The organism is Thauera humireducens (assembly GCF_001051995.2).
GTDB lineage: Bacteria > Pseudomonadota > Gammaproteobacteria > Burkholderiales > Rhodocyclaceae > Thauera > Thauera humireducens.
In genome coordinates, this window is record NZ_CP014646.1 from 2,935,810 (window position 1) to 2,954,615 (window position 18,806).

Sequence of the window (18,806 nt, forward strand, 5' to 3'; positions counted from 1 at the left end):
CTGACTACTCGAATGCGTCTGCACGAGTCCTGGTGGAGCTGGTCGGGATCGAACCGACGACCTACGGCTTGCAAAGCCGCCGCTCTCCCAGCTGAGCTACAGCCCCGTCCTTCTCGAGCAACCCAAAAAAGCTTGGTGGGTCTGGTTGGATTCGAACCAACGACCCCCGCCTTATCAAGACGGTGCTCTAACCGACTGAGCTACAGACCCTCACGCCTTCGAGGCTCTTGGTCTGAACAACCGATAAGTTGTGGATACTTGGCCGTACGCGGCCTTTTCTCTTGAAAGGAGGTGATCCAGCCGCACCTTCCGATACGGCTACCTTGTTACGACTTCACCCCAGTCATGAATCTCACCGTGGTAAGCGCCCTCCCGAAGGTTAAGCTACCTACTTCTGGTGAAACCCACTCCCATGGTGTGACGGGCGGTGTGTACAAGACCCGGGAACGTATTCACCGCAGCATGCTGATCTGCGATTACTAGCGATTCCGACTTCACGTAGTCGAGTTGCAGACTACGATCCGGACTACGATCGGCTTTAAGGGATTGGCTCCACCTCGCGGTTTGGCAACCCTCTGTACCGACCATTGTATGACGTGTGAAGCCCTACCCATAAGGGCCATGAGGACTTGACGTCATCCCCACCTTCCTCCGGTTTGTCACCGGCAGTCTCACTAGAGTGCCCAACTGAATGGTGGCAACTAGTGACAAGGGTTGCGCTCGTTGCGGGACTTAACCCAACATCTCACGACACGAGCTGACGACAGCCATGCAGCACCTGTGTTCTGGCTCCCGAAGGCACCCTCGCCTCTCAGCAAGGTTCCAGACATGTCAAGGGTAGGTAAGGTTTTTCGCGTTGCATCGAATTAATCCACATCATCCACCGCTTGTGCGGGTCCCCGTCAATTCCTTTGAGTTTTAACCTTGCGGCCGTACTCCCCAGGCGGTCGACTTCACGCGTTAGCTGCGTCACTCAGTGCATTGCTGCTCCGAACGACTAGTCGACATCGTTTAGGGCGTGGACTACCAGGGTATCTAATCCTGTTTGCTCCCCACGCTTTCGTGCATGAGCGTCAGTACAGGCCCAGGGGGCTGCCTTCGCCATCGGTGTTCCTCCTGATATCTACGCATTTCACTGCTACACCAGGAATTCCACCCCCCTCTGCCGTACTCTAGCCTTGCAGTCACAAACGCAGTTCCCAGGTTAAGCCCGGGGATTTCACATCTGTCTTACAAAACCGCCTGCGCACGCTTTACGCCCAGTAATTCCGATTAACGCTCGCACCCTACGTATTACCGCGGCTGCTGGCACGTAGTTAGCCGGTGCTTCTTAGTCCGGTACCGTCATCCAGCGACTATGTTAGAGTCGCCGATTTCTTCCCGGCCGAAAGAGCTTTACAACCCGAAGGCCTTCTTCACTCACGCGGCATGGCTGGATCAGGGTTGCCCCCATTGTCCAAAATTCCCCACTGCTGCCTCCCGTAGGAGTCTGGGCCGTGTCTCAGTCCCAGTGTGGCGGATCATCCTCTCAGACCCGCTACAGATCGTCGCCTTGGTAGGCCTTTACCCTACCAACTAGCTAATCTGACATCGGCCGCTCCAATTGCGCGAGGTTCCGAAGAATCCCCCGCTTTCCCCCTCAGGGCGTATGCGGTATTAGCGCGACTTTCGCCGCGTTATCCCCCACAAATGGGCACGTTCCGATGCATTACTCACCCGTTCGCCACTCGCCACCAGGCCGAAGCCCGCGCTGCCGTTCGACTTGCATGTGTAAAGCATGCCGCCAGCGTTCAATCTGAGCCAGGATCAAACTCTTAAGTTCAATCCAGCAAAGTACTCAAAATACTGACTTAATCAGCATGAGCACCTAATCATTGCGAAACCAAGCAGCCTAAGCTGCCGACCACAACAACCAAGCACCCACACTTATCGGTTGTTCAATTTTTTAAAGAACCGCTGCCACCCGGCAGCGAAGAAGCGAGATTATGTTCAACTTCACACAACCTGTCAAGCACTCACCGAAACTTTTTTAACCGCGTCGCCCGAATCATCGAACAACCCAAAGCCCCGGCGAACCGCCCGCCTCGCCCCTCCAGCCCCGCCGCCGCTTCAGAAGAAACCGCGTCAGCGCTGAAAGAGGTGCGCATTATAGGCGACAAAACGGCGGCGTCAAGCAACAGACGAAAAGAATCTGGAGCGCTCGTCGGCGAGGACCTTGCCGGCGTCGAGCGAACGGATGGCAATCGAGCGATCTGTGGGAATCAAGCCTGCGAGCTGGAGCTGAAGCTGCAGGTAGCGCGTGCAGGTAACGCGCAAGAAGGACGTGAAGTTGGCACGATCACCGAGGGCACCCGCGTGGTCGAGTTCATCATGCAGGCGACTGACGAGTTGAGGCACGGTCAAACCATCGCGCACGCCGATCTCTTCAAGCGTGTTCCAGTAGATGTTCTCAAGCCGGACGCTGGTGGCGACACCGCGCAGGCGGATCGAGCGTGAGCGGCACGCGTAAAGCTCGGGGTCGGCGGTGGTGAATATCTGACACATGGCTCGCTCCGCGACGGGTCGGGTGATGGAATCCTAGCGGGATTCGGCTTGGGCCGTCGCGGGCGAAAGAGGGTCAGTGCGTGATCCGAGTGCCAAGAACGGCCAGGAACTGCGCGATCCAGGCAGGATGTGCGGGCCACGCCGGCGCCGAGACGAGATTCCGGTCAGTGACCGCGGCGTCGATCGCGATGTCGGCGTAACGCCCGCCAGCCAGTTCGACCTCGGCACGGCAAGCAGGATAGGCGGAACATAGACGCCCCTCCAGCACACGGGCACCGGCCAGCAACTGCGCCCCATGGCAGATCGCGGCCACGGGTTTGTCGGTGTCGAAAAAGTGCCGGACCATGGCGACGACCGCGTCGTTCATGCGCAGGTATTCCGGGCCGCGACCGCCGGGGATCACGAGCGCATCGTAGTCCGCGGCACGCACATCGGCGAAGCTGGCGTTGAGCGCGAAGTTGTGGCCCCGCTTCTCGCTGTAGGTCTGATGCCCCTCGAAGTCGTGGATCGCGGTGGCGATGACGTCGCCCGCCTTCTTGTCAGGGCACACCGCATGCACCGTATGCCCCACCGCCTGCAGCGCCTGGAAGGGCACCATCGTCTCGTAGTCTTCGCAGAAATCGCCGCAGATCATCAGAATCTTCTTACCCATCGTCTCCTCCTGATTTTGGAAGCTGGCGGCGGAGCGCCGGCCCATGCCAGGCCAAACCTGCCGCCGCGACGACTGTGCGCGCACCGGCAGCATGGAGGGTGGTAATCGGTTACGACGAGAGGCGGGAATCGGGATAGGGGCGGCCAAGTTTCCTGACCGTTCCCCTCCCACACAACCCGGCATGCGGGTCCGCACCGGGCGGTTCGAGTCGTTGAGGTTATGAGAGCCGAGGCACACCGAGACGGTCGAAGTAGGCGATAGGCAGCGCGCGGTTCAATCGCATGCGGCTGTTATGCCACCAGCACCGACTGTTCGCCGCCACCTTGCGGGCGTCCGTCTCCGAAGCGCCCATCGCTTTCAACTCCCGATACATCGTTGTGCCCCGACGCCAGTGCTTGAGCTGCACCACACGTAGCCGGTGCCTGATCCACTCGTCGAGTTCGCGGAACACCTTGGGTGTCTGCGCAAGCTGGAAGTACGCCTTCCAGCCCGGCATGTAGGCCCGCAGTCGTTCGGCAATCTCGGACAGGTTGCGCCCACCCGAGCGACGTGTGAGTTGCCGAATGCGTTGCTTGAAGGTCTTGAGCGCCTTGTCGGCCACCCTGCACTTGACCTGTCCGCCTGAGCCGTACCAGAAGGCATAGCCCAGAAACTTGCGGCGCGAGGCCGGCGCGACGGCCGTCTTGGCGTCGTTGACCTTCAGGTGGAGTCGATCATAGAGCTTCGTCAGGCCCGCCAGCACCCGTTCGCCCGCCCGGCGACTGCGCACATATACGTTGCAGTCATCGGCGTAGCGCACGAAGCGGTGACCCCTTCGCTCCAGTTCCCGATCCACCTCGTCGAGCAGCACATTGGCCAAGAGCGGCGATAGCGGTCCGCCTTGCGGCGTCCCCTCGTATCGCTCCATGACCACGCCGCCATCCATGATCCCGGCCACGAGGTAACGACGGATCAGCCGCAGCACGGCCTTGTCCTCGATTCGCCTCGCCAACCGTTCCATCAGGATGTCGTGGTTGACCCGGTCGAAGAACTTCTCCAGATCCACATCGACCACCACCCGGTAACCGTCTTGCACGTAGCGCTGTGCATCGAGCACCGCGTCGTGCGCACGGCGTCCCGGACGAAAGCCGTAACTGTGTTCAGAGAACGTCGGATCAATCCTGGGCTGCAGGACTTGCAGCAGGGCTTGCTGGATCAGCCGATCCGTCACCGTCGGAATCCCCAGTTCGCGCACCCCACCATCGGGCTTCGGGATCTGGACGCGGCGCACCGGCACAGGCCGGTAGCTGCCATCGAGCAAGGATTCCCGAATCCGGGGCCAGTGCGCTCTCAGGTACTCCGCCGTCTCGGCAATCGACAACCCATCCGCTCCAGCACTACCGCGATTGGATTTGACGCGTTTCCACGCCGCCTCCATGTTCGCTTTCGCGAGCGCCTGCGCAAGCAGGTCATCTCGCCCTGGGCTTCCAGTTGCATGCCGCGCCGTCCGTGCTTCATCACGCACCGCTTCAGGCTCGGCTTCACCTCGCCCTCTCGCGTTGCGCCCCAGTTTCCCAGGCTTCTGATGCATTGCACGTCCGAGCGACACGGCCTTCGGCCCTCCTACTCGTTCGGCCCTTCGCCCCAAACCAGCGACTACTACGGCCTCTGCTGACTTCTCGCTCCGGCTCAGCGCCGTCGCCCTTTCAGGCACAAGGCGAGATCTCCCCAGGTAAGAACGCACTCCTTCGCTGCACAACCGCCGGATTTACGCCGCTTCGCCTTGATCACGAGAGCTTCGCGGCTTCTTGCCCGCTCGCCCTGCTCGGCAGCGCCTTCTATCCGATTCTTGTCCATCGGCTCGCAGCTTATGCTCCACGCTTCCTTCCCACGCTCGGTCGCCCTCACGCAGTTGCGCTTCACTTCGTTCGCTGTGATCAACTTACGGCGGGACTTGCACCCGCAGGAGTGCGCCCATGCTGGGCGCACAAGAAAAAATGGGCCAGGTCCGCAAAGACCTGGCCCACTGTATTCTTTGGCGCGCCCGAGACGATTCGAACGTCCGACCCCTGCCTTCGGAGGGCAGTACTCTATCCAGCTGAGCTACGGGCGCGTGCCGTGGCGCCAAGGGCACTCACGTAAGGCGCGTAAGCATATAGTGCGCCGCATACAAAGTCCATGCCGCGCTGCCACAATGGTTTTTCGCCCGCTATAATCGCGGCTTTCGCCTTGCGCCATAACACAAGTCAAAGGACTCGAGCATGTCGAACCATCGCGCTCTCACCCGCTTCGCAACGCCTGTTGTCGCCATGGTCGCAGCCGCAGCGCTGGCCGGCTGTGGCAAGCAGAGCTCGGTCGATCCCGAGCTGACCGCCACCCTCATCCAGCCAGTTGCACGCGTCGAGATCCAGGCCGTCAAGATCACCCCGGGCACCCGCACCGGCGAGCAGATCTACAAGGCCATCTGCGCCGCCTGCCACGACTCCGGCGCCGTCGGCGCACCGAAGACCGGTGATTCGGGCGCCTGGGCGCCTCGCCTGGCACTGGGTCACGACGGTCTGACCAAGTCGGCCATCGCCGGCAAGAATGCGATGCCCCCGCGCGGTGGTGGCAGCGACCTGACCGACACCGAAGTGAAGCGCGCGGTGGCCTACCTGGCCAACACCGCCGGCGCCAACTTCACCGAGCCCCCGGTCGAGCAGTAATCGACCACCCCGCTTGCGGGGACGCTCGCAGCAAAAAGGCAGCCTCGGCTGCCTTTTTCTTTGTCCGCCCCGCGGCAATGGCGCCTCGGTAAGGCGTCAGCCGCCCTTCTCGCGCGATTCGAACATCGCCATGAGATTCGCCAGGCGCGCCTTGCCCTCTTCCTTCGACACCGGCGTGGCCGTCTTGCGGTCGTTCATCTTGATGTCGTCCCCCATCTCGGCGATAAAGCGGCTCGGTTCGCAGGGGCGGAACTCGCGACCCGACTTGCGGCGCTCGCACCAGGTGATGTTGAGGCTGCGCTGCGCCCGTGTGATGCCGACGTACATCAGCCGGCGCTCTTCCTCCACCTTGTCCTCGTCGATGCTGCTCTGGTGCGGCAGCAAGCCTTCCTCCACGCCGACCAGGAACACGTGCGGAAACTCCAGCCCTTTCGAGGCGTGCAGCGTCGCCATCTGCACGCCGTCGAAATCCGGGTCTTCCTTATCCAGCATCGAGATCAGCGCGATGGTCTGGGTGAGCTCGACTAGGTTCTTGCCGTCCTCCTCGCCCTTGCGCCCCAGCCAGCCGACGAAGTCGCGCACGTTGCTCCACTTGGATTCCGCCTCGCGCGTGCTGCAGTGTTCGAACAGCCAGGCTTCATACTGGATGGCGGCCAGCAGATCCTCCAGCAGTTGCGCCGCCGGTTCGCGCGGGGCGCGGTACTGCAGGCGATTGATGAAGCCGGCGAACTCCTGCACGCCGTGCAGTTGCTTGGCGTTCAGGTGCTGGGTCAGCCCTTCCTCGAACACCGCCGCGAACAGGCTGATGTGACGACGGCCGGCGTAGCCGCCCAGCGCCTCGAGCGTGGTCGGCCCGACGCCGCGGCGCGGCGTGGTGATGGCGCGGATGAAGGCGAGGTCGTCGTCTTCATTCACCAGCAGGCGCAGGTAGGCGATCAGGTCGCGGATCTCGGCCTTGTCGAAGAAGCTCTGCCCGCCCGACATCACGTAGGGGATACGGTTGTTGCGCAGCTGCTGCTCGATGATGCGCGCCTGGTGATTCCCCCGATACAGGATGGCGTAGTCCTTGAAGCGCGTGCGGTGCTCGAACTTGTGCGCGGCGATCTTGGTGGCCACCCACTCGGCCTCGTGATCGGCGTCGCGGCAGTTGGTCACGACGATCTGCTCGCCCGTGCCGTGCTCGGACCACAGCCGCTTGTCGAACAGCTTCTCGTTGTTGGCGATGACGGTGTTGGCGGCTTCCAGGATGCGGCGCGACGAGCGGTAGTTCTGCTCGAGCTTGATCACCCTCAGCTTCGGGTAGTCCTGCTGCAGCAGGCGCAGGTTCTCGACGTCGGCGCCACGCCAGGCGTAGATCGCCTGGTCGTCGTCGCCCACCGCAGTGAAGGCGCCACGCACGCCCGAGATCAGGCGCAGCAGGCGGTACTGGGCGCGGTTGGTGTCCTGGTATTCGTCCACCAACAGATAGCGCAGCTTGTTCTGCCAGCGCTCGCGCACCTCGGGATGTTCGTCGAACAGGCGCACCGGCAGCGAGATCAGGTCGTCGAAATCCACCGCCTGGTAAGCGCGCAGCGTGCGTTCGTATTCCTTGTAGAGCTTGGCGGCGACCGAGGCGATCTCATTGTCGGCCAACTGCGCGGCTTCCTCGGGCGTGATCATCGCGTTCTTCCACGACGAGATCTGCCACTGCATCTGCTTGGCGATGCCCTTGTCGCTGTCGCCCGCCACGTCGGACACGATCTGCACCGTGTCGGACGCATCCAGGATCGAGAACTGCGGCTTCAGCCCGCAATGGACCGCCTCCTGGCGGATGATGCGCACGCCCAGCGCATGGAAGGTGCACACCGTCAGCCCGCTCGGCGCGCGGCCGCCCATGATGTGGGCGACGCGCTCCTGCATTTCCTTGGCCGCCTTGTTGGTGAAGGTGATGGCCGCGATGTTGCCCGGGTTCAGCCCGCACTCGTTGATCAGGTGCGCGATCTTGTGCGTGATCACCCGCGTCTTGCCACTGCCGGCGCCGGCCAGCACCAGACAGGGGCCGTCTAAATAACGGATGGCTTCGCGCTGGGGCGCGTTGAGGAGGGCGGACATCGTGGCGGGGGCGTTACCAGAAAACAGAAGCCGCCCGACAGGGCGGCTTGGCGCGCAAGTTTAGCCGATCACGCCGGCACGATGCGTCCCCTTACATCTGCATCACGGCAAGGCCTTACAGCGCGCCGAACACCTTCTTCGCCAGGCTGCCCGCCGCGCCCATCGGATTCTTGCGGATCGCGCGCTCTTCCTCGGCAATCATCAGGTACAGCCCGTCCAGCGCCTTGCGCGTCACATAGCCTTCGATCTTCGCGTCCTCGCCCTTGACCAGGCCCACGCCGGCGGCCTGGCCGGCCAGCTGGTTGTACTGGTTCGACACCGCCAGGCGCTCGGTGTGCTTCTTCACCACCGGAATGAAACGCTGCGTCAGCGCGTCCTGCGTCTTGCTGCGAAAGTACTGCGTCACCGAATCGTCGCCCCCGGTGAGGATGGCCTTGGCGTCCTGCACCGTCATCGACTTCACCGCCGCCAGCAGCAGCGCCTTGGCCTCGGGCACCGCGTCCTCGGCCGCACGGTTCATCGTCGTCACCAGCTGGTCGACGTCCTTGCCGCGGCCGGCCATGCGCAGCAGCGGCTCGGCCTGCTGCAGCACGCCGGGCAGCGGAATCTTCACCTTCGGGTTCTTCAGGAAACCGCCGTCGCGGCCCAGCATTTCAACCGCCCGGCCCGCCCCCTGGGTCAGCGCCTCCTTCAACCCGCCCGCCGCATCGGCGTTGCTCAGGCTGCCCAGGTCCAGCGCCCACGCCGGCGCACTCACCAGCAGGATCGCAATAGCACGAAAGATGGCACGCATCAGGCTCTCCTCAAGTTTGAGCACTCCGGTTCCCAAGGTGCACAACGATACGCCTATTGCACGCGCTGCGAGATCGAACCTTTCACCGCCACCCCGCCTCAAACCCCGCAAATGCGCGATCCGCCGGCCAACACAACGGGTGACATCCCGCGCCTGCTCGCGGACAATCGCGGCGCATCCCGCCCAACCGGAATCCAACATGAAGATGAAGATCCTGGCCGCCGTCGCGGTCGTCGTGCTCGCCATTGCCGGCGCCTTCGTATTCACCCAGAAACCGGCCGCCCCGGACGTGGCCTTCAACACCCTGCAGGGCCAGAGCTTCCGCACCGCCGACCTGCGCGGCAAGGTCGTGCTGGTGAACTTCTGGGCCACCACCTGCACCACCTGCATCAAGGAGATGCCCGGCCTGCAGGCCACGCACGACAAGTTCAAGGCGCGCGGCTTCGAGACCGTCGCCGTGGCCATGGACTACGACCCGCCGGCCCAGGTCGCCGCCTATGTCGAGCGCAGCGGCCTGCCCTTCACCTTCGTGCTCGACCGCGACGGCAGCATCGCGCGCAGCTTCGAAGGCGTGCGCCTCACGCCCACCACCTACATCGTCAACAAGCGTGGCGAGATCGTGCAGAAGATCCTCGGCGAACCCGACTTCACCAAGCTGCACGCCCTCATCGACCAACTGCTGGCGGAGTCTGCGTGACGATGCGATCCCGTTCCGGCCTGATCGTCGCGCTGCTGTTGTGCCTGCCCCTGCTCGCCCACGCCCAGCGCGCGGGCAGCGTGGGCGGCTGCGACATCCGGCGCGGCACGCTGTGCACCAACGCCAACCTCAACGGCGCCGATCTCACCGGCGTCAATCTGGCCAACTCGCAATTCACCCGTTCCGACCTGTCGGGTGCAAACCTCAGCGGCGCCACGCTCAACGAGGCCAACTTCTCCAGCACCGAACTCACCGGCACCAACTTCACCGGCGCCTCGATGACGCGCATCAACCTGCGCGCCGCCCGCCTGGGCCAGGCAAAGCTGGTCGATGCCGACCTGCGCAACGCCGTGCTGCAGAACGCCGACCTGCACCAGGCCGACCTCACCGGCGCCCGACTGGCCAACGCCGATCTCACCAACGCGCGGCTCGACGGCGCCATCCTGAACAACGCCGACCTGCAACGCGCCAACCTGCGCGCAGCCAAGCTCAAGGGCGCTTCGCTGGTGGGGGCCAACCTGCAGGGCGCCATCCTCACCCGCGCCTCGCTGGTCGATGCGGATCTCACCGGCGCCAACCTCGACCAGGCCATCTTCCTCAACGCCCAGACCGAAGGCTGCACCGGCTGCCCCTGAACGGGGCGGCTTGAAAAGGCCGCGGGGCGCCTTCAGCGCCGCAGCGGATTGCGCAGCGCCTCGACGATGCGCGCCGCGATCGCCTGCACGTGCAGCGTCTCGCACGCCGCGCCAATCTCCACCGCCTCGCGCGGCATGCCATAGACGACGCACGAGACCTCGTTCTGCGCGATGGTGAAGGCCCCGGCGCGGCGCATCTCCAGCAGGCCCAGCGCGCCGTCCTTGCCCATGCCGGTCAGCAGCGCGCCCACCGCGTTGCCGCCCGCCGCGCGCGCCACCGAATGGAACAGCGCATCCACCGACGGCCGGTGGCGATTCACCGGCGGGCCGTTCGACAGTTCCAGCACGTAGTGCGTGCCACTGCGGCTCACCGCCAGGTGCGAATGCCCCGGCGCCAGATAGGCGTGGCCGGCGCGCACGCGCTCGCCGTGCTCGGCCTCCTTCACACGCACCGCGCACAGGCGGTCCAGGCGCTCGGCAAAAGCCTTGGTGAAGCGCTCGGGCATGTGCTGCGTCATCACGATGCCGGGCGCATCCGCCGGCAGGCCGCTCAATACCTCGCGGATCGCCTCGGTGCCGCCGGTCGATGCGCCAATGGCGATCAGCCGGTCGGCGCCTTCGATGCGCAAGGGCGCGGGCCTGTTCAAAGCGCCGTTCAAGTGCGCACCGGGCCGGCAGGCGTATAGACCGTGTGCCCCAGGTTGCGGAACAGGTCGGCGTGGTGCTGGAAACTCTCGGAATGGCCGCAGATCAGCAGGCCGTCCGGGCGCAGCATCGGCTTGAAGCGCTCCAGCAGCTTGCGCTGCGTCGGCTTGTCGAAATAGATCATCACGTTGCGGCAGAAGATCACGTCCAGCGGCCCGCGCACCGACCACGTGGGGTCGAGCAGGTTGATCTTGCTGAAGCGGATGCGCTCGATCAGTTCGGGCTTGACCCGCGCCATGCCGGCCGGCACGCCGGCGCCGGTGATGAAGAAGCGGCTCCGACGCTCGGCGCTCATCGCGTTCAGGCGCACCAGGGGATATTCACCCTGCTGCGCCGTCGCCAGCACCTGCGTGTCGATGTCCGACGCCAGAATCTCCACCCGCCGCGTCGTCGGCAGGGCCTCGGCCAGCGTGATCGCGATGGAATACGGCTCCTCGCCGGTCGAGGACGCCGCGCACCACACCCGGAACGGCTCGTGCGCCGGCCGCTTGCGCGCATGGTCGGCGAGGATCGGGAAGTGATGCGGCTCGCGGAAGAAGGACGTCAGGTTGGTCGTCAGCGCATTGATGAAGGCCTCGCGCTCCGCCCCGCGATCGCGCTCGACGAAATCCAGGTAGGCCTGAAAGCTCGTGTGCCCCGTCGCGCGCAGACGCCGCACCAGCCTGCCATACACCAGATCCTGCTTCAGATCCGACATCGAAATGCCCGCCAACTGGTAGATCAGCCGGCGCGCCTGCTGGAACTCCCGGTCCGAAAACGGAAACTCCCGCGTCTGCCGGATCTGGCTGGTCTGCAACTGGAAATCGCCCAGACGTTTCTCCATTCCCTCTCGCCCTGCGCGATGAACTGTCGGCCGATATTAACACCGGCCCGATTCCCCCGCCCCGACTGGCCCCGAGCCAGATCGGGCAGCGTGCGAAACCGCACACCGGCCGCACCCGGCTCGACGCCATGCCCGAGAACTATGTCGCACCCGCCAGCAACATGCCCATGACCTGAAGCATTGCCCCAAGCATAATCACGGCATGACACGTAGAAGCCGCAGATCCCGGCGCGAACCGGGTCTCATCGAGATCGCCTTGACCTCGGACTGGAAAGTCTCCGCCGGCATGTCCGTCTTCTGCGCGCTGGCGGGCGGCGTCGTCATCCCCGCCCTTTTCGGCGGCAGCCGGATTCTGACCTCGCTGGTCATCCTGCTCAGCCCGATCGCCTGGATCATGGCCGCGGTGTTCGGCTTCATCTCGCTGATGCGCTACCTGAAGACACGACCCGCCCCGGTCTCCCACACAGCGCGCACGCCATACAGAGCGGCCCCCATCGCTCGCAGCGCGCCTGCCACCACCGCAGTCAGTCAGCCCTTGTCCAGTCTCGACAAGGCCTTCCTTCACCGCACCCCCGAACCGCCCGCGACCGCAGCAGTCGCCGAACGCTCGACAGCGTGGTCGCGCGAACTCATCGACCGCATCGAATGGAAGCGCTTCGAAGACCTCTGCTGCGAGTTCTACCGCATCAAGGGCATCCGCGCGGAAACGACCCGCCTCGGTGCGGATGGCGGCGTCGACATCCGGCTCTTCCAGGACGACAGCGATCCACAACGCTGCACCGCCGTCGTGCAATGCAAGGCATGGAACCAGGCCGTTGGCGTGAAGGCCGTGCGCGAACTACGCGGCGTCATGGCGCACGAGAAGGTTGAAAAGGCCTTCTTCATGGCCCCCAACGGCTTCACCGACGACGCCCGCGCCTTCGCCGCCGAAAACCGCATCACCCTGCTCGACGGCAAGCTCTTCCTCGCCATGCTCGAACGCCTGCCCGCCGAACCCCGCCAGCAACTGCTCGACTTCGCCACCGCCGGCGACTGGACCACGCCTACCTGCCCGTCCTGCGGCATCAAGATGACCGCGCGCGCCAGCAAGCGTGGCCGCTTCTGGGGCTGTGCCAGCTACCCAAAATGCCGCGGCATGCTGCCAATGCGCGCCGCCGCGACCTGAGCCCCCTTAATACTAACGTTCCCGTAAGTAGTGTCATGTGAGCGATAATATGCCCCATGAAATGCAAACGACCTTCCGACGGCCGTGCCCTCGATCATCACACCTTGCAGGTGATGCGGCAGCAGGCTGTCAAAGCAGTGCGTGAGGGGCAGACAGTGCAAAGCGTCGCGGCGGCGTATGGCGTGAATGAGCGCAGCGTTTTCCGGTGGCTCGCCGACTTTGCCAATGGCGGGCAGAACGCATTGCTGGCCAAGCCGATTCCGGGGCGCCCCAGCAAACTCAGCGCCGAGGAGTTGTCGTGGATCGCCAATGCCGTTCGTGACCATAACCCGCAGCAGTTCAAGTTCGAGTTCGGCTTGTGGACGCTGTCGCTGATCCGTCACCTGATCAAGCGCCAGTTCAAGAAGGAGTTGTCGGTCTCCTCGGTCCACCGTCTCATGAAGATCCTGGGCTTCAGCGCCCAGAAGCCGCTCTACCAGGCGTGGCAGCAAGACCCGGTGCTGGTGCGCACGTGGGAGACGGAGACCTACCCCACGATCCGCGCCGAAGCCAAGCGGGTCGGCGCAACGATCTACTTTGGCGACGAGTCGGGTATCCGCTCGGATTACCACACCGGCACGACCTGGGCGCCGCAGGGCCAGACGCCGGTGGTGCAGGCGACGGGCCGGCGCTTCTCGCTGAACATGATCTCGGCGGTTAGCACGCAGGGCGAGTTTCGATTCATGTTGCATGAAGGCTCGGTTGGCGCGAAGGTGTTCGTCGAGTTCCTCAAGCGCTTGATGGTCAATGCCGAGAAGCCGGTGTTTCTGATCGTCGATGGTCATCCGATCCACAAGGCAAAGATGGTCAAGAGCTACGTCGAGGGCTTGGACGGCAAGCTCAAACTCTTCTACCTGCCGCCGTACTCGCCGCATCTGAACCCCGATGAAACGGTCTGGGCTCATGTGAAGCGCAAGGTTTCGCGCCAGTTGGTCGAGAGTGCCGAGGAGATGAAGCGACTCGCACTCGGTGCATTGCGCAGCATCCAGAAGCTCCCTGAACTCGTGAAGTCATTTTTCAGGCAGCCAGAGTGCCGCTATATCCTGGAATGACTCTACTTATTGAAAAGTTAGTACATGCTTCACTGGCGCGCGGTTGAGAACAAAATGATCGACCGTCCCGATGCCCGAGTGGCCTTGCCCAGAGTGAGCTTCCGGCGTCAGGCTGCAGACTGGGTTATCGGAGTGGCTGAGGCCTGGGAAGAAGTGCCGCTCGATACATAACTTCGAGGCAGCGGCATGAGGCCTAACCACCCGCTGGAGCGGCAGCTTTCTTCAAAGTCCAATGGCGGCAGTGGGTCGGCTCCTGTCGCACGGGGCAGGAAATCCCGGGGCTTCGCACAAGCGGTGGCGCAGCCCGAGGCGGAAGGATCTGTGTCCGCTAGGAGTTGCCCGTTGCTGTCACGTTCCATCTCATCGACATACATGTTTGTCAGCTGGCTGAAGCGGTGACAAGCGTTACGATTTGCACTTGACCCATGGCCTCATACGTAAGCCCAGAGCTCATCAGCGCGATGGGGTTTGAAGACACTCTAGTACCTGAGCGACTGATCGCCACGTTCTCCGGGTTTACCGTGTTCGAAGTCCGGGGAATTACGATCACTGACGAGCTTTCTCGGTCCGTTACAGGCATCGCAGCTGGTGTCAACTATCGGATTGGCGTCAGTGCAAGCGTGAATTCAGCATGCCGCGCAATCGCAGATGATGACTTCGTCGATGCCGAGATTGAGTGGATGAAAGAACACCAGGCTCAGGGACCATTTGCGCTCGTTCAGATTGGTCCAACCGAGGCTTACGAAGCGGAGGTAACGCACATTCGGCGCGGAGCTGATGGATCAATTACGACATATGATGCCTTCGCGTCCTCACGTGAAGAGATTCGGCGTTTGGAGCATCGAGCGTTGCCTCGGATCGCTGCAGCTCTCGCGTGCGCCTTTAACGAGCAAGATCGCTATGTCCGGCTGAAAAAAGTCGCACGAACGACTGTTGGCGAGCTACAGGACGGAACCACGCTTCATGATGTACGTTTGGAGTTTAGAGGCGAACTCTCCACTTCCTATGCAATAGGCCAAGAGGCCCTTCAGGCCAAGTTGGAAACGACTACATCGCTTGCGCAGTCCTTGAACGATCGGGTTGCGAAATTTCTCGCTCTAGGCCAAAGCGAGGAGGACCAGATGAAGAGGTTTCTCTACTTCTTTCTGGCACTAGAGATCGAAACTCATGCCACCTTCGGACGTCTTGATCACGGACAAGAGCTAGCAGCTCTACTGCACGAATCGGCGGCCACGCCCCCTACGCGATCACTTCTAGGCACGCAACTCTCCGGCCTAAAGAGCCTGCACGACCGGTTTGTCTGGTGCTCAGCGTGTTCGTGGACTCACCTAACTACCGATGACGTCGCCCTGTTCAAACAGCTTAAACAAGCGAGAGACGCCATCGCTCACGGAAATGTGTCGGACCCGCCGGCCGCAATGCTCTCAACTTTAGCTTATAGCCCTTGTGAACCCTATGGGAAACGGGTAAAATGGCGTTCGTTAAGTCATTGATAAATAGACAATATGAACTCGAATACTCGACCACGAGTCGCTGCTGTCCGAGTTCGCTGACTTTCTGCTCGACCCCGCGCTGGCCGAGCAGGTACGTCTTCGGCCTGGGGCCTTCACCCGCGATCGCAAGCTCACCCTGCCGCGCCTGGCGGCCATGATGATCTCGGGCATGTGCGCGAGCGTTCAAGCCGAACTCGACGCCTTTTTCGGTCGCCTGCATGCGGTGCCCGGGCGGATCCGCGAGGTCAGCGCACAGGCCTTCAGCAAGGCCCGCCAGGGGTTTTCGGGCCGGCTGTTCGAATTGGCCAGTGCGCACCTGCTGCACCTGGCGCGCCCGCACATAGAGGCGGCACGCTGGAATGGCCGCCGCGTGGTGGCGGCTGATGCGTCGCGCCTGCGTGTGTCGACACGCAAGACGGCCGCACTGACGGCGGACCACTACGCGTTTGCCTTGTTTCTGCCGGGCACCGAACTCACGCTGCACGCCAGTCTGCATCCGGCCGACGGCTCGGAGCGGCAGATGCTGTTCGAGCCGCTCGACGCACTCGATCCGGCGCAGGATCTGCTCGTGCTCGACCGAGGTTACGTCGGCAACACCATGGCAGCGACGCTGGCGCAACACGGCATGGCCTTCTGTCTGCGCGTCGATGCCAGCGGCTGGCGTTGCGTCGCCGACTTCCGACGCTCGAACGAGGCCGAGCGCGTGGTCACACTGTCGCCGCCCACCGCACGCGATGCCAGCACGTTCGATCTGGCCCGCACCGCCACCACCGTGCGCCTGATCCGCAACATCGCTCCGAACGGCCAGATCCGCGTCCTGATGACCAACCTGCTCGATGCCCAGTCGTATCCGGCCGCGCAGTTCAGCGCGCTCTATCACCAGCGCTGGCGCGTCGAGGAGGCCTTCAAGCGCATCAAGCATCGTCTGCGCCTCGAGGCCACGACGGGGTTGAACTACCTCGCCCTGCAGCAGGACTTCGCCGCCAAGATCCTGGCCGACAACCTGTGCGCACTGCTCAGCGGCAGCGGCACTGACGACGCCATCCAGACCGGCTCCCGCCCGAATCGCACCTACGCATTCGGCGCACTCAAGCCCATCCTCGCCGGGTGCCTGCTCGGCATCGCTCAGGCATGGGCGGCATTGCCCGATACCCTGGCCGCCATGGGCCGCAGTCGATGCCGCATCCAGCCAGGCAGAAGCTACCCACGACCGCCCCGAAGCAAGCCACATTTGCATATGTCCTATAAGGGAGCGTTAAGTTGAGAGCATTGGGCCGCGATGGCCTCGACCTCGTTGAGGCAGCAGGCGCGGCAGGCGCTCGATCAGCGCGGCGATCAGGACGGCCTCTTGCTCCAGCGGGCGCAGCGCACGCCCAGCTGCAGGCGCTGGATGCGCCGGTGTACCGTGGAACGGCTCACGCCCAGCCGCCGCGCCACTTCCGAGACGTTGCCGTGGCATTGCGCCAGCAACTGTTCCAGCTCCACGACAGTTCCGGGCTGGCAACGTCCGCCAGCGCCACCCGCCGCGTCCAGCCCTGCGGCGCTGTCCATCGGCAGCAGGGATGGCCCGGCATCCAGCACATCGGCCGCCTGCAGGCTGTCGGGCAGATGGGCCGGCTCGATGACGCATTCCCAGGCCGCCGCGCCGGCCTGCGGCCCGTCGCCGCACAGCGCGACGGCGTAGCGCAGCACGTTGTTCAGCTCGCGCAGGTTGCCGGGCCACGGGTGGGCGAGCAGCATCGCACGCGCCGCCTCGCCGAGGCTGTGCTGGCTGCCCAGGTCGACGAGCATCCGATCCATCATGCCGCCGAGATCGCGGCGCTGGCGCAGCGGTGGCAGGTGCAGTTCCGCGGCGTTGAGGCGGTAGAGCAGATCCTGGCGGAACTGGCCGGACTGCACCAGTTCGGCCAATGGCCGATGCGAAGCCGACACCACACGGATATCGACCGTGCGCGGCTCGCGCGCACCCAGCGGCAGGACTTGAGACTCCGACAGCACGCGCAGCAGCTTGGCCTGCAGCGCCAGCGGCATGTCGCCGATCTCGTCGAGGAACAGGGTGCCGCGATGGGCGGCTTCGATCAGGCCCTGGCGGCCCTTGCTGGCGCCGCCCGTCCATGAGCCGGGCAGGTAGCCGAACAGCTCGCTCTCCAGCAGCGACTCGGGAATGGCGGCGCAGTTGATGGCGACGAACGCGCCGCTGCGGCCGCTGGCGCCATGAATTGCACGGGCGAGGAATTCCTTGCCGGCGCCGGTTTCGCCCTGCACCAGAATCGGCAGGTTCTGCGGCGCCAGCCTTGCGGCCTTGTGCAGCAGCGCGTCCATTGCCGGATCGCCGGCGCTGAGCGCCTGCAAGGCGGAAGACAGCGGCGCAGGCGTCACCGGGCGCGAGGCCGGGCTCAGCACACGCATCGGCTCGATCGCATGGGCGAACAGGACCCTGCCGTCGCAGGCGCGGACGATGCGTTGCTGCGCCGGACGGTCGGCGCGCAGATTGGGCAGGTGGCGCGCGTCGAACTGGAAGAAGCGTTCCAGCGGCTGGCCGATCAGCGCATGGCGCTGCCGCCAGTCCAGCCGTGCCGCCGCAGCCAGCAGGCGTGCGCCCGCGTGGGTCATGGCGTTGATGCGGCCATGCGCATCGAGGGCGATGGCGGCGTCCGGGTCCACGTCGAGGAAGTCCGGCGACTGGGAAAAGCGCAACACCCAGTCCCTGCGCGACTGCGCCATCAGGTTCGCCAGTTCCACGCGCCGGGCCGCCGCGACCACCAGATTCAGCGCCAGCCCCTGGCTGGCGCGTTCCTCGGGGGACCTGAGCTGGGAAAGATCGAGCACCGCCGCCAGTTCGCCGCGCAGGTCGTAGATCGGCGCCGCAGTGCAGGACAGCCGCGTGTGGGTGAAATCGAAATGGTCGCTCTGATGCACGATCAGGGCGTCGCCGGTGGCCAGGCAGGCGCCCACGGCAGAAGTGCCGGCACGGTCCTCGCGCCATTCGGCGCCCAGGTACAGGCCGGCGCGGCGCAGGTCGCCGGTGTCGGCATCCCGGCCGAGAAAATCCACCGCCACGCCATGGCGGTCGGCCAGCAGCAGCACGTAGTCCAGGCCCTTCAACTGCTGGTAGAGCCGCTCCAGCCCGCTGCGGGCGATGCGGATCAGCGGCTCGGATTCTTCCTGGTGCTGGCGCAGTTGCCCTTCGGGAACGATGACGGCTTCGCAGGTCCGGGCCGGATCGAGCCGGTGGTGGTCCAGGCAGCGGCGCCAGCTGCCGAGCACGGCCTCGTCCCTGCTGCCCCCATGCATGGGCTGCCCCAGCCCGAAGGCTTCGATCTCCTTGATGTGCGAGACGTAGGACTGGGGCGGCATCGCAGGCCCTGGCGCTGAGTATTTGCACTCGGACGATGGGCCTCCGCAAGCAAGACCCTCGTCCATCCACTGCAGT

15 protein-coding genes, 3 tRNA genes and 1 rRNA gene are annotated in these 18,806 nt (G+C 64.1%); 7 read left to right on the forward strand and 12 right to left on the reverse strand.

What is annotated here, in order from left to right; all coding sequences use genetic code 11:
* Positions 1–30: 30 nt before the first annotated feature.
* From AC731_RS13805 to AC731_RS13835, 7 genes are all read right to left on the reverse strand, one after another.
* A tRNA-Ala gene (locus AC731_RS13805) sits at positions 31–106 on the reverse strand.
* Positions 107–133: 27 nt separating this feature from the next.
* Positions 134–210, reverse strand: a tRNA-Ile gene (locus AC731_RS13810).
* Between the two features lie 74 nt (positions 211–284).
* Positions 285–1,822, reverse strand: a 16S ribosomal RNA gene (locus AC731_RS13815).
* Positions 1,823–2,169: 347 nt separating this feature from the next.
* Positions 2,170–2,544 (reverse strand): ribbon-helix-helix domain-containing protein, encoded by a 375-nt coding sequence (locus AC731_RS13820; RefSeq protein ID WP_048706934.1) that lies wholly within the window; start codon positions 2,542–2,544, stop codon positions 2,170–2,172.
* A gap of 73 nt (positions 2,545–2,617) precedes the next feature.
* Positions 2,618–3,196: a DJ-1/PfpI family protein gene (locus tag AC731_RS13825; protein WP_004261372.1), complete on the reverse strand. Its 579-nt coding sequence runs from the start codon at positions 3,194–3,196 to the stop codon at positions 2,618–2,620.
* 217 nt (positions 3,197–3,413) lie between these two features.
* Positions 3,414–4,784, reverse strand: coding sequence for a group II intron reverse transcriptase/maturase (ltrA, locus tag AC731_RS13830; RefSeq protein WP_062450116.1), 1,371 nt, complete (start codon positions 4,782–4,784; stop codon positions 3,414–3,416).
* A gap of 427 nt (positions 4,785–5,211) precedes the next feature.
* Positions 5,212–5,288: transfer RNA gene (locus tag AC731_RS13835), tRNA-Arg, on the reverse strand.
* A 148-nt stretch (positions 5,289–5,436) separates the two neighbouring features.
* Between AC731_RS13835 and AC731_RS13840 the strand changes: the two genes are divergently transcribed.
* On the forward strand, positions 5,437–5,880 hold the full coding sequence (locus AC731_RS13840; protein WP_004261276.1) for a c-type cytochrome: 444 nt from the start codon (positions 5,437–5,439) through the stop codon (positions 5,878–5,880).
* Between the two features lie 96 nt (positions 5,881–5,976).
* Here AC731_RS13840 and AC731_RS13845 read toward each other — a convergent pair whose 3' ends face one another.
* Complete coding sequence (locus tag AC731_RS13845; RefSeq protein WP_048706936.1) at positions 5,977–7,971, reverse strand: UvrD-helicase domain-containing protein; 1,995 nt, start codon at positions 7,969–7,971, stop codon at positions 5,977–5,979.
* 115 nt (positions 7,972–8,086) lie between these two features.
* Positions 8,087–8,764 carry a DUF4197 domain-containing protein gene (locus AC731_RS13850; RefSeq protein ID WP_048706938.1) on the reverse strand — a complete coding sequence of 226 codons (678 nt, stop codon included), beginning with the start codon at positions 8,762–8,764 and terminating at the stop codon, positions 8,087–8,089.
* A gap of 199 nt (positions 8,765–8,963) precedes the next feature.
* Here AC731_RS13850 and AC731_RS13855 point away from each other — a divergent pair, with 199 nt between their 5' ends.
* Together AC731_RS13855 and AC731_RS13860 are read left to right on the forward strand one after the other, a co-directional pair.
* Entirely contained in the window at positions 8,964–9,461 is a 498-nt protein-coding gene (locus AC731_RS13855) for a TlpA family protein disulfide reductase (protein WP_004261265.1), read from the forward strand.
* 2 nt (positions 9,462–9,463) lie between these two features.
* Positions 9,464–10,096, forward strand: coding sequence for a pentapeptide repeat-containing protein (locus AC731_RS13860; RefSeq protein ID WP_048706940.1), 633 nt, complete (start codon positions 9,464–9,466; stop codon positions 10,094–10,096).
* Positions 10,097–10,128: 32 nt separating this feature from the next.
* Here the strand turns inward: AC731_RS13860 and AC731_RS13865 are convergent, their stop codons facing one another.
* On the reverse strand, positions 10,129–10,725 hold the full coding sequence (locus tag AC731_RS13865; protein WP_004261259.1) for a chemotaxis protein CheB: 597 nt from the start codon (positions 10,723–10,725) through the stop codon (positions 10,129–10,131).
* 26 nt (positions 10,726–10,751) lie between these two features.
* Entirely contained in the window at positions 10,752–11,624 is an 873-nt protein-coding gene (locus AC731_RS13870) for a CheR family methyltransferase (protein ID WP_004261257.1), read from the reverse strand.
* Between the two features lie 202 nt (positions 11,625–11,826).
* Between AC731_RS13870 and AC731_RS13875 the strand changes: the two genes are divergently transcribed.
* The 4 genes from AC731_RS13875 to AC731_RS13885 all read left to right on the forward strand — a co-directional run bounded on the left by AC731_RS13875 (position 11,827) and on the right by AC731_RS13885 (position 16,637).
* The gene (locus AC731_RS13875) at positions 11,827–12,789 is read left to right on the forward strand and encodes a restriction endonuclease (protein ID WP_048706942.1); all 963 of its coding nucleotides are present in this window, start codon (positions 11,827–11,829) and stop codon (positions 12,787–12,789) included.
* A 56-nt stretch (positions 12,790–12,845) separates the two neighbouring features.
* Complete coding sequence (locus AC731_RS13880) at positions 12,846–13,880, forward strand: IS630 family transposase (RefSeq protein WP_048705947.1); 1,035 nt, start codon at positions 12,846–12,848, stop codon at positions 13,878–13,880.
* A 425-nt stretch (positions 13,881–14,305) separates the two neighbouring features.
* Positions 14,306–15,373 (forward strand): hypothetical protein, encoded by a 1,068-nt coding sequence (locus tag AC731_RS19930; protein ID WP_156480718.1) that lies wholly within the window; start codon positions 14,306–14,308, stop codon positions 15,371–15,373.
* A gap of 79 nt (positions 15,374–15,452) precedes the next feature.
* Entirely contained in the window at positions 15,453–16,637 is a 1,185-nt protein-coding gene (locus AC731_RS13885) for an IS4 family transposase (protein WP_156480719.1), read from the forward strand.
* A 71-nt stretch (positions 16,638–16,708) separates the two neighbouring features.
* Here AC731_RS13885 and AC731_RS13890 read toward each other — a convergent pair whose 3' ends face one another.
* A complete protein-coding gene (locus AC731_RS13890; protein WP_004261222.1) occupies positions 16,709–18,730 on the reverse strand; it encodes a sigma-54-dependent Fis family transcriptional regulator in 2,022 nt (673 codons plus the stop codon).
* Positions 18,731–18,806: the final 76 nt, after the last annotated feature.

Coding starts and splice junctions, on each gene's coding strand:
- AC731_RS13820 (WP_048706934.1), bottom strand. CDS start 2,544: ATGTGTCAGATATTCACCACCGCCGACCCCGAGCTTTACGCGTGCCGC.
- AC731_RS13825 (WP_004261372.1), bottom strand. CDS start 3,196: ATGGGTAAGAAGATTCTGATGATCTGCGGCGATTTCTGCGAAGACTAC.
- AC731_RS13840 (WP_004261276.1), top strand. CDS start 5,437: ATGTCGAACCATCGCGCTCTCACCCGCTTCGCAACGCCTGTTGTCGCC.
- AC731_RS13845 (WP_048706936.1), bottom strand. CDS start 7,971: ATGTCCGCCCTCCTCAACGCGCCCCAGCGCGAAGCCATCCGTTATTTA.
- AC731_RS13850 (WP_048706938.1), bottom strand. CDS start 8,764: ATGCGTGCCATCTTTCGTGCTATTGCGATCCTGCTGGTGAGTGCGCCG.
- AC731_RS13855 (WP_004261265.1), top strand. CDS start 8,964: ATGAAGATGAAGATCCTGGCCGCCGTCGCGGTCGTCGTGCTCGCCATT.
- AC731_RS13860 (WP_048706940.1), top strand. CDS start 9,464: ATGCGATCCCGTTCCGGCCTGATCGTCGCGCTGCTGTTGTGCCTGCCC.
- AC731_RS13870 (WP_004261257.1), bottom strand. CDS start 11,624: ATGGAGAAACGTCTGGGCGATTTCCAGTTGCAGACCAGCCAGATCCGG.
- AC731_RS13875 (WP_048706942.1), top strand. CDS start 11,827: ATGACACGTAGAAGCCGCAGATCCCGGCGCGAACCGGGTCTCATCGAG.
- AC731_RS13880 (WP_048705947.1), top strand. CDS start 12,846: ATGAAATGCAAACGACCTTCCGACGGCCGTGCCCTCGATCATCACACC.
- AC731_RS19930 (WP_156480718.1), top strand. CDS start 14,306: ATGGCCTCATACGTAAGCCCAGAGCTCATCAGCGCGATGGGGTTTGAA.
- AC731_RS13890 (WP_004261222.1), bottom strand. CDS start 18,730: ATGCCGCCCCAGTCCTACGTCTCGCACATCAAGGAGATCGAAGCCTTC.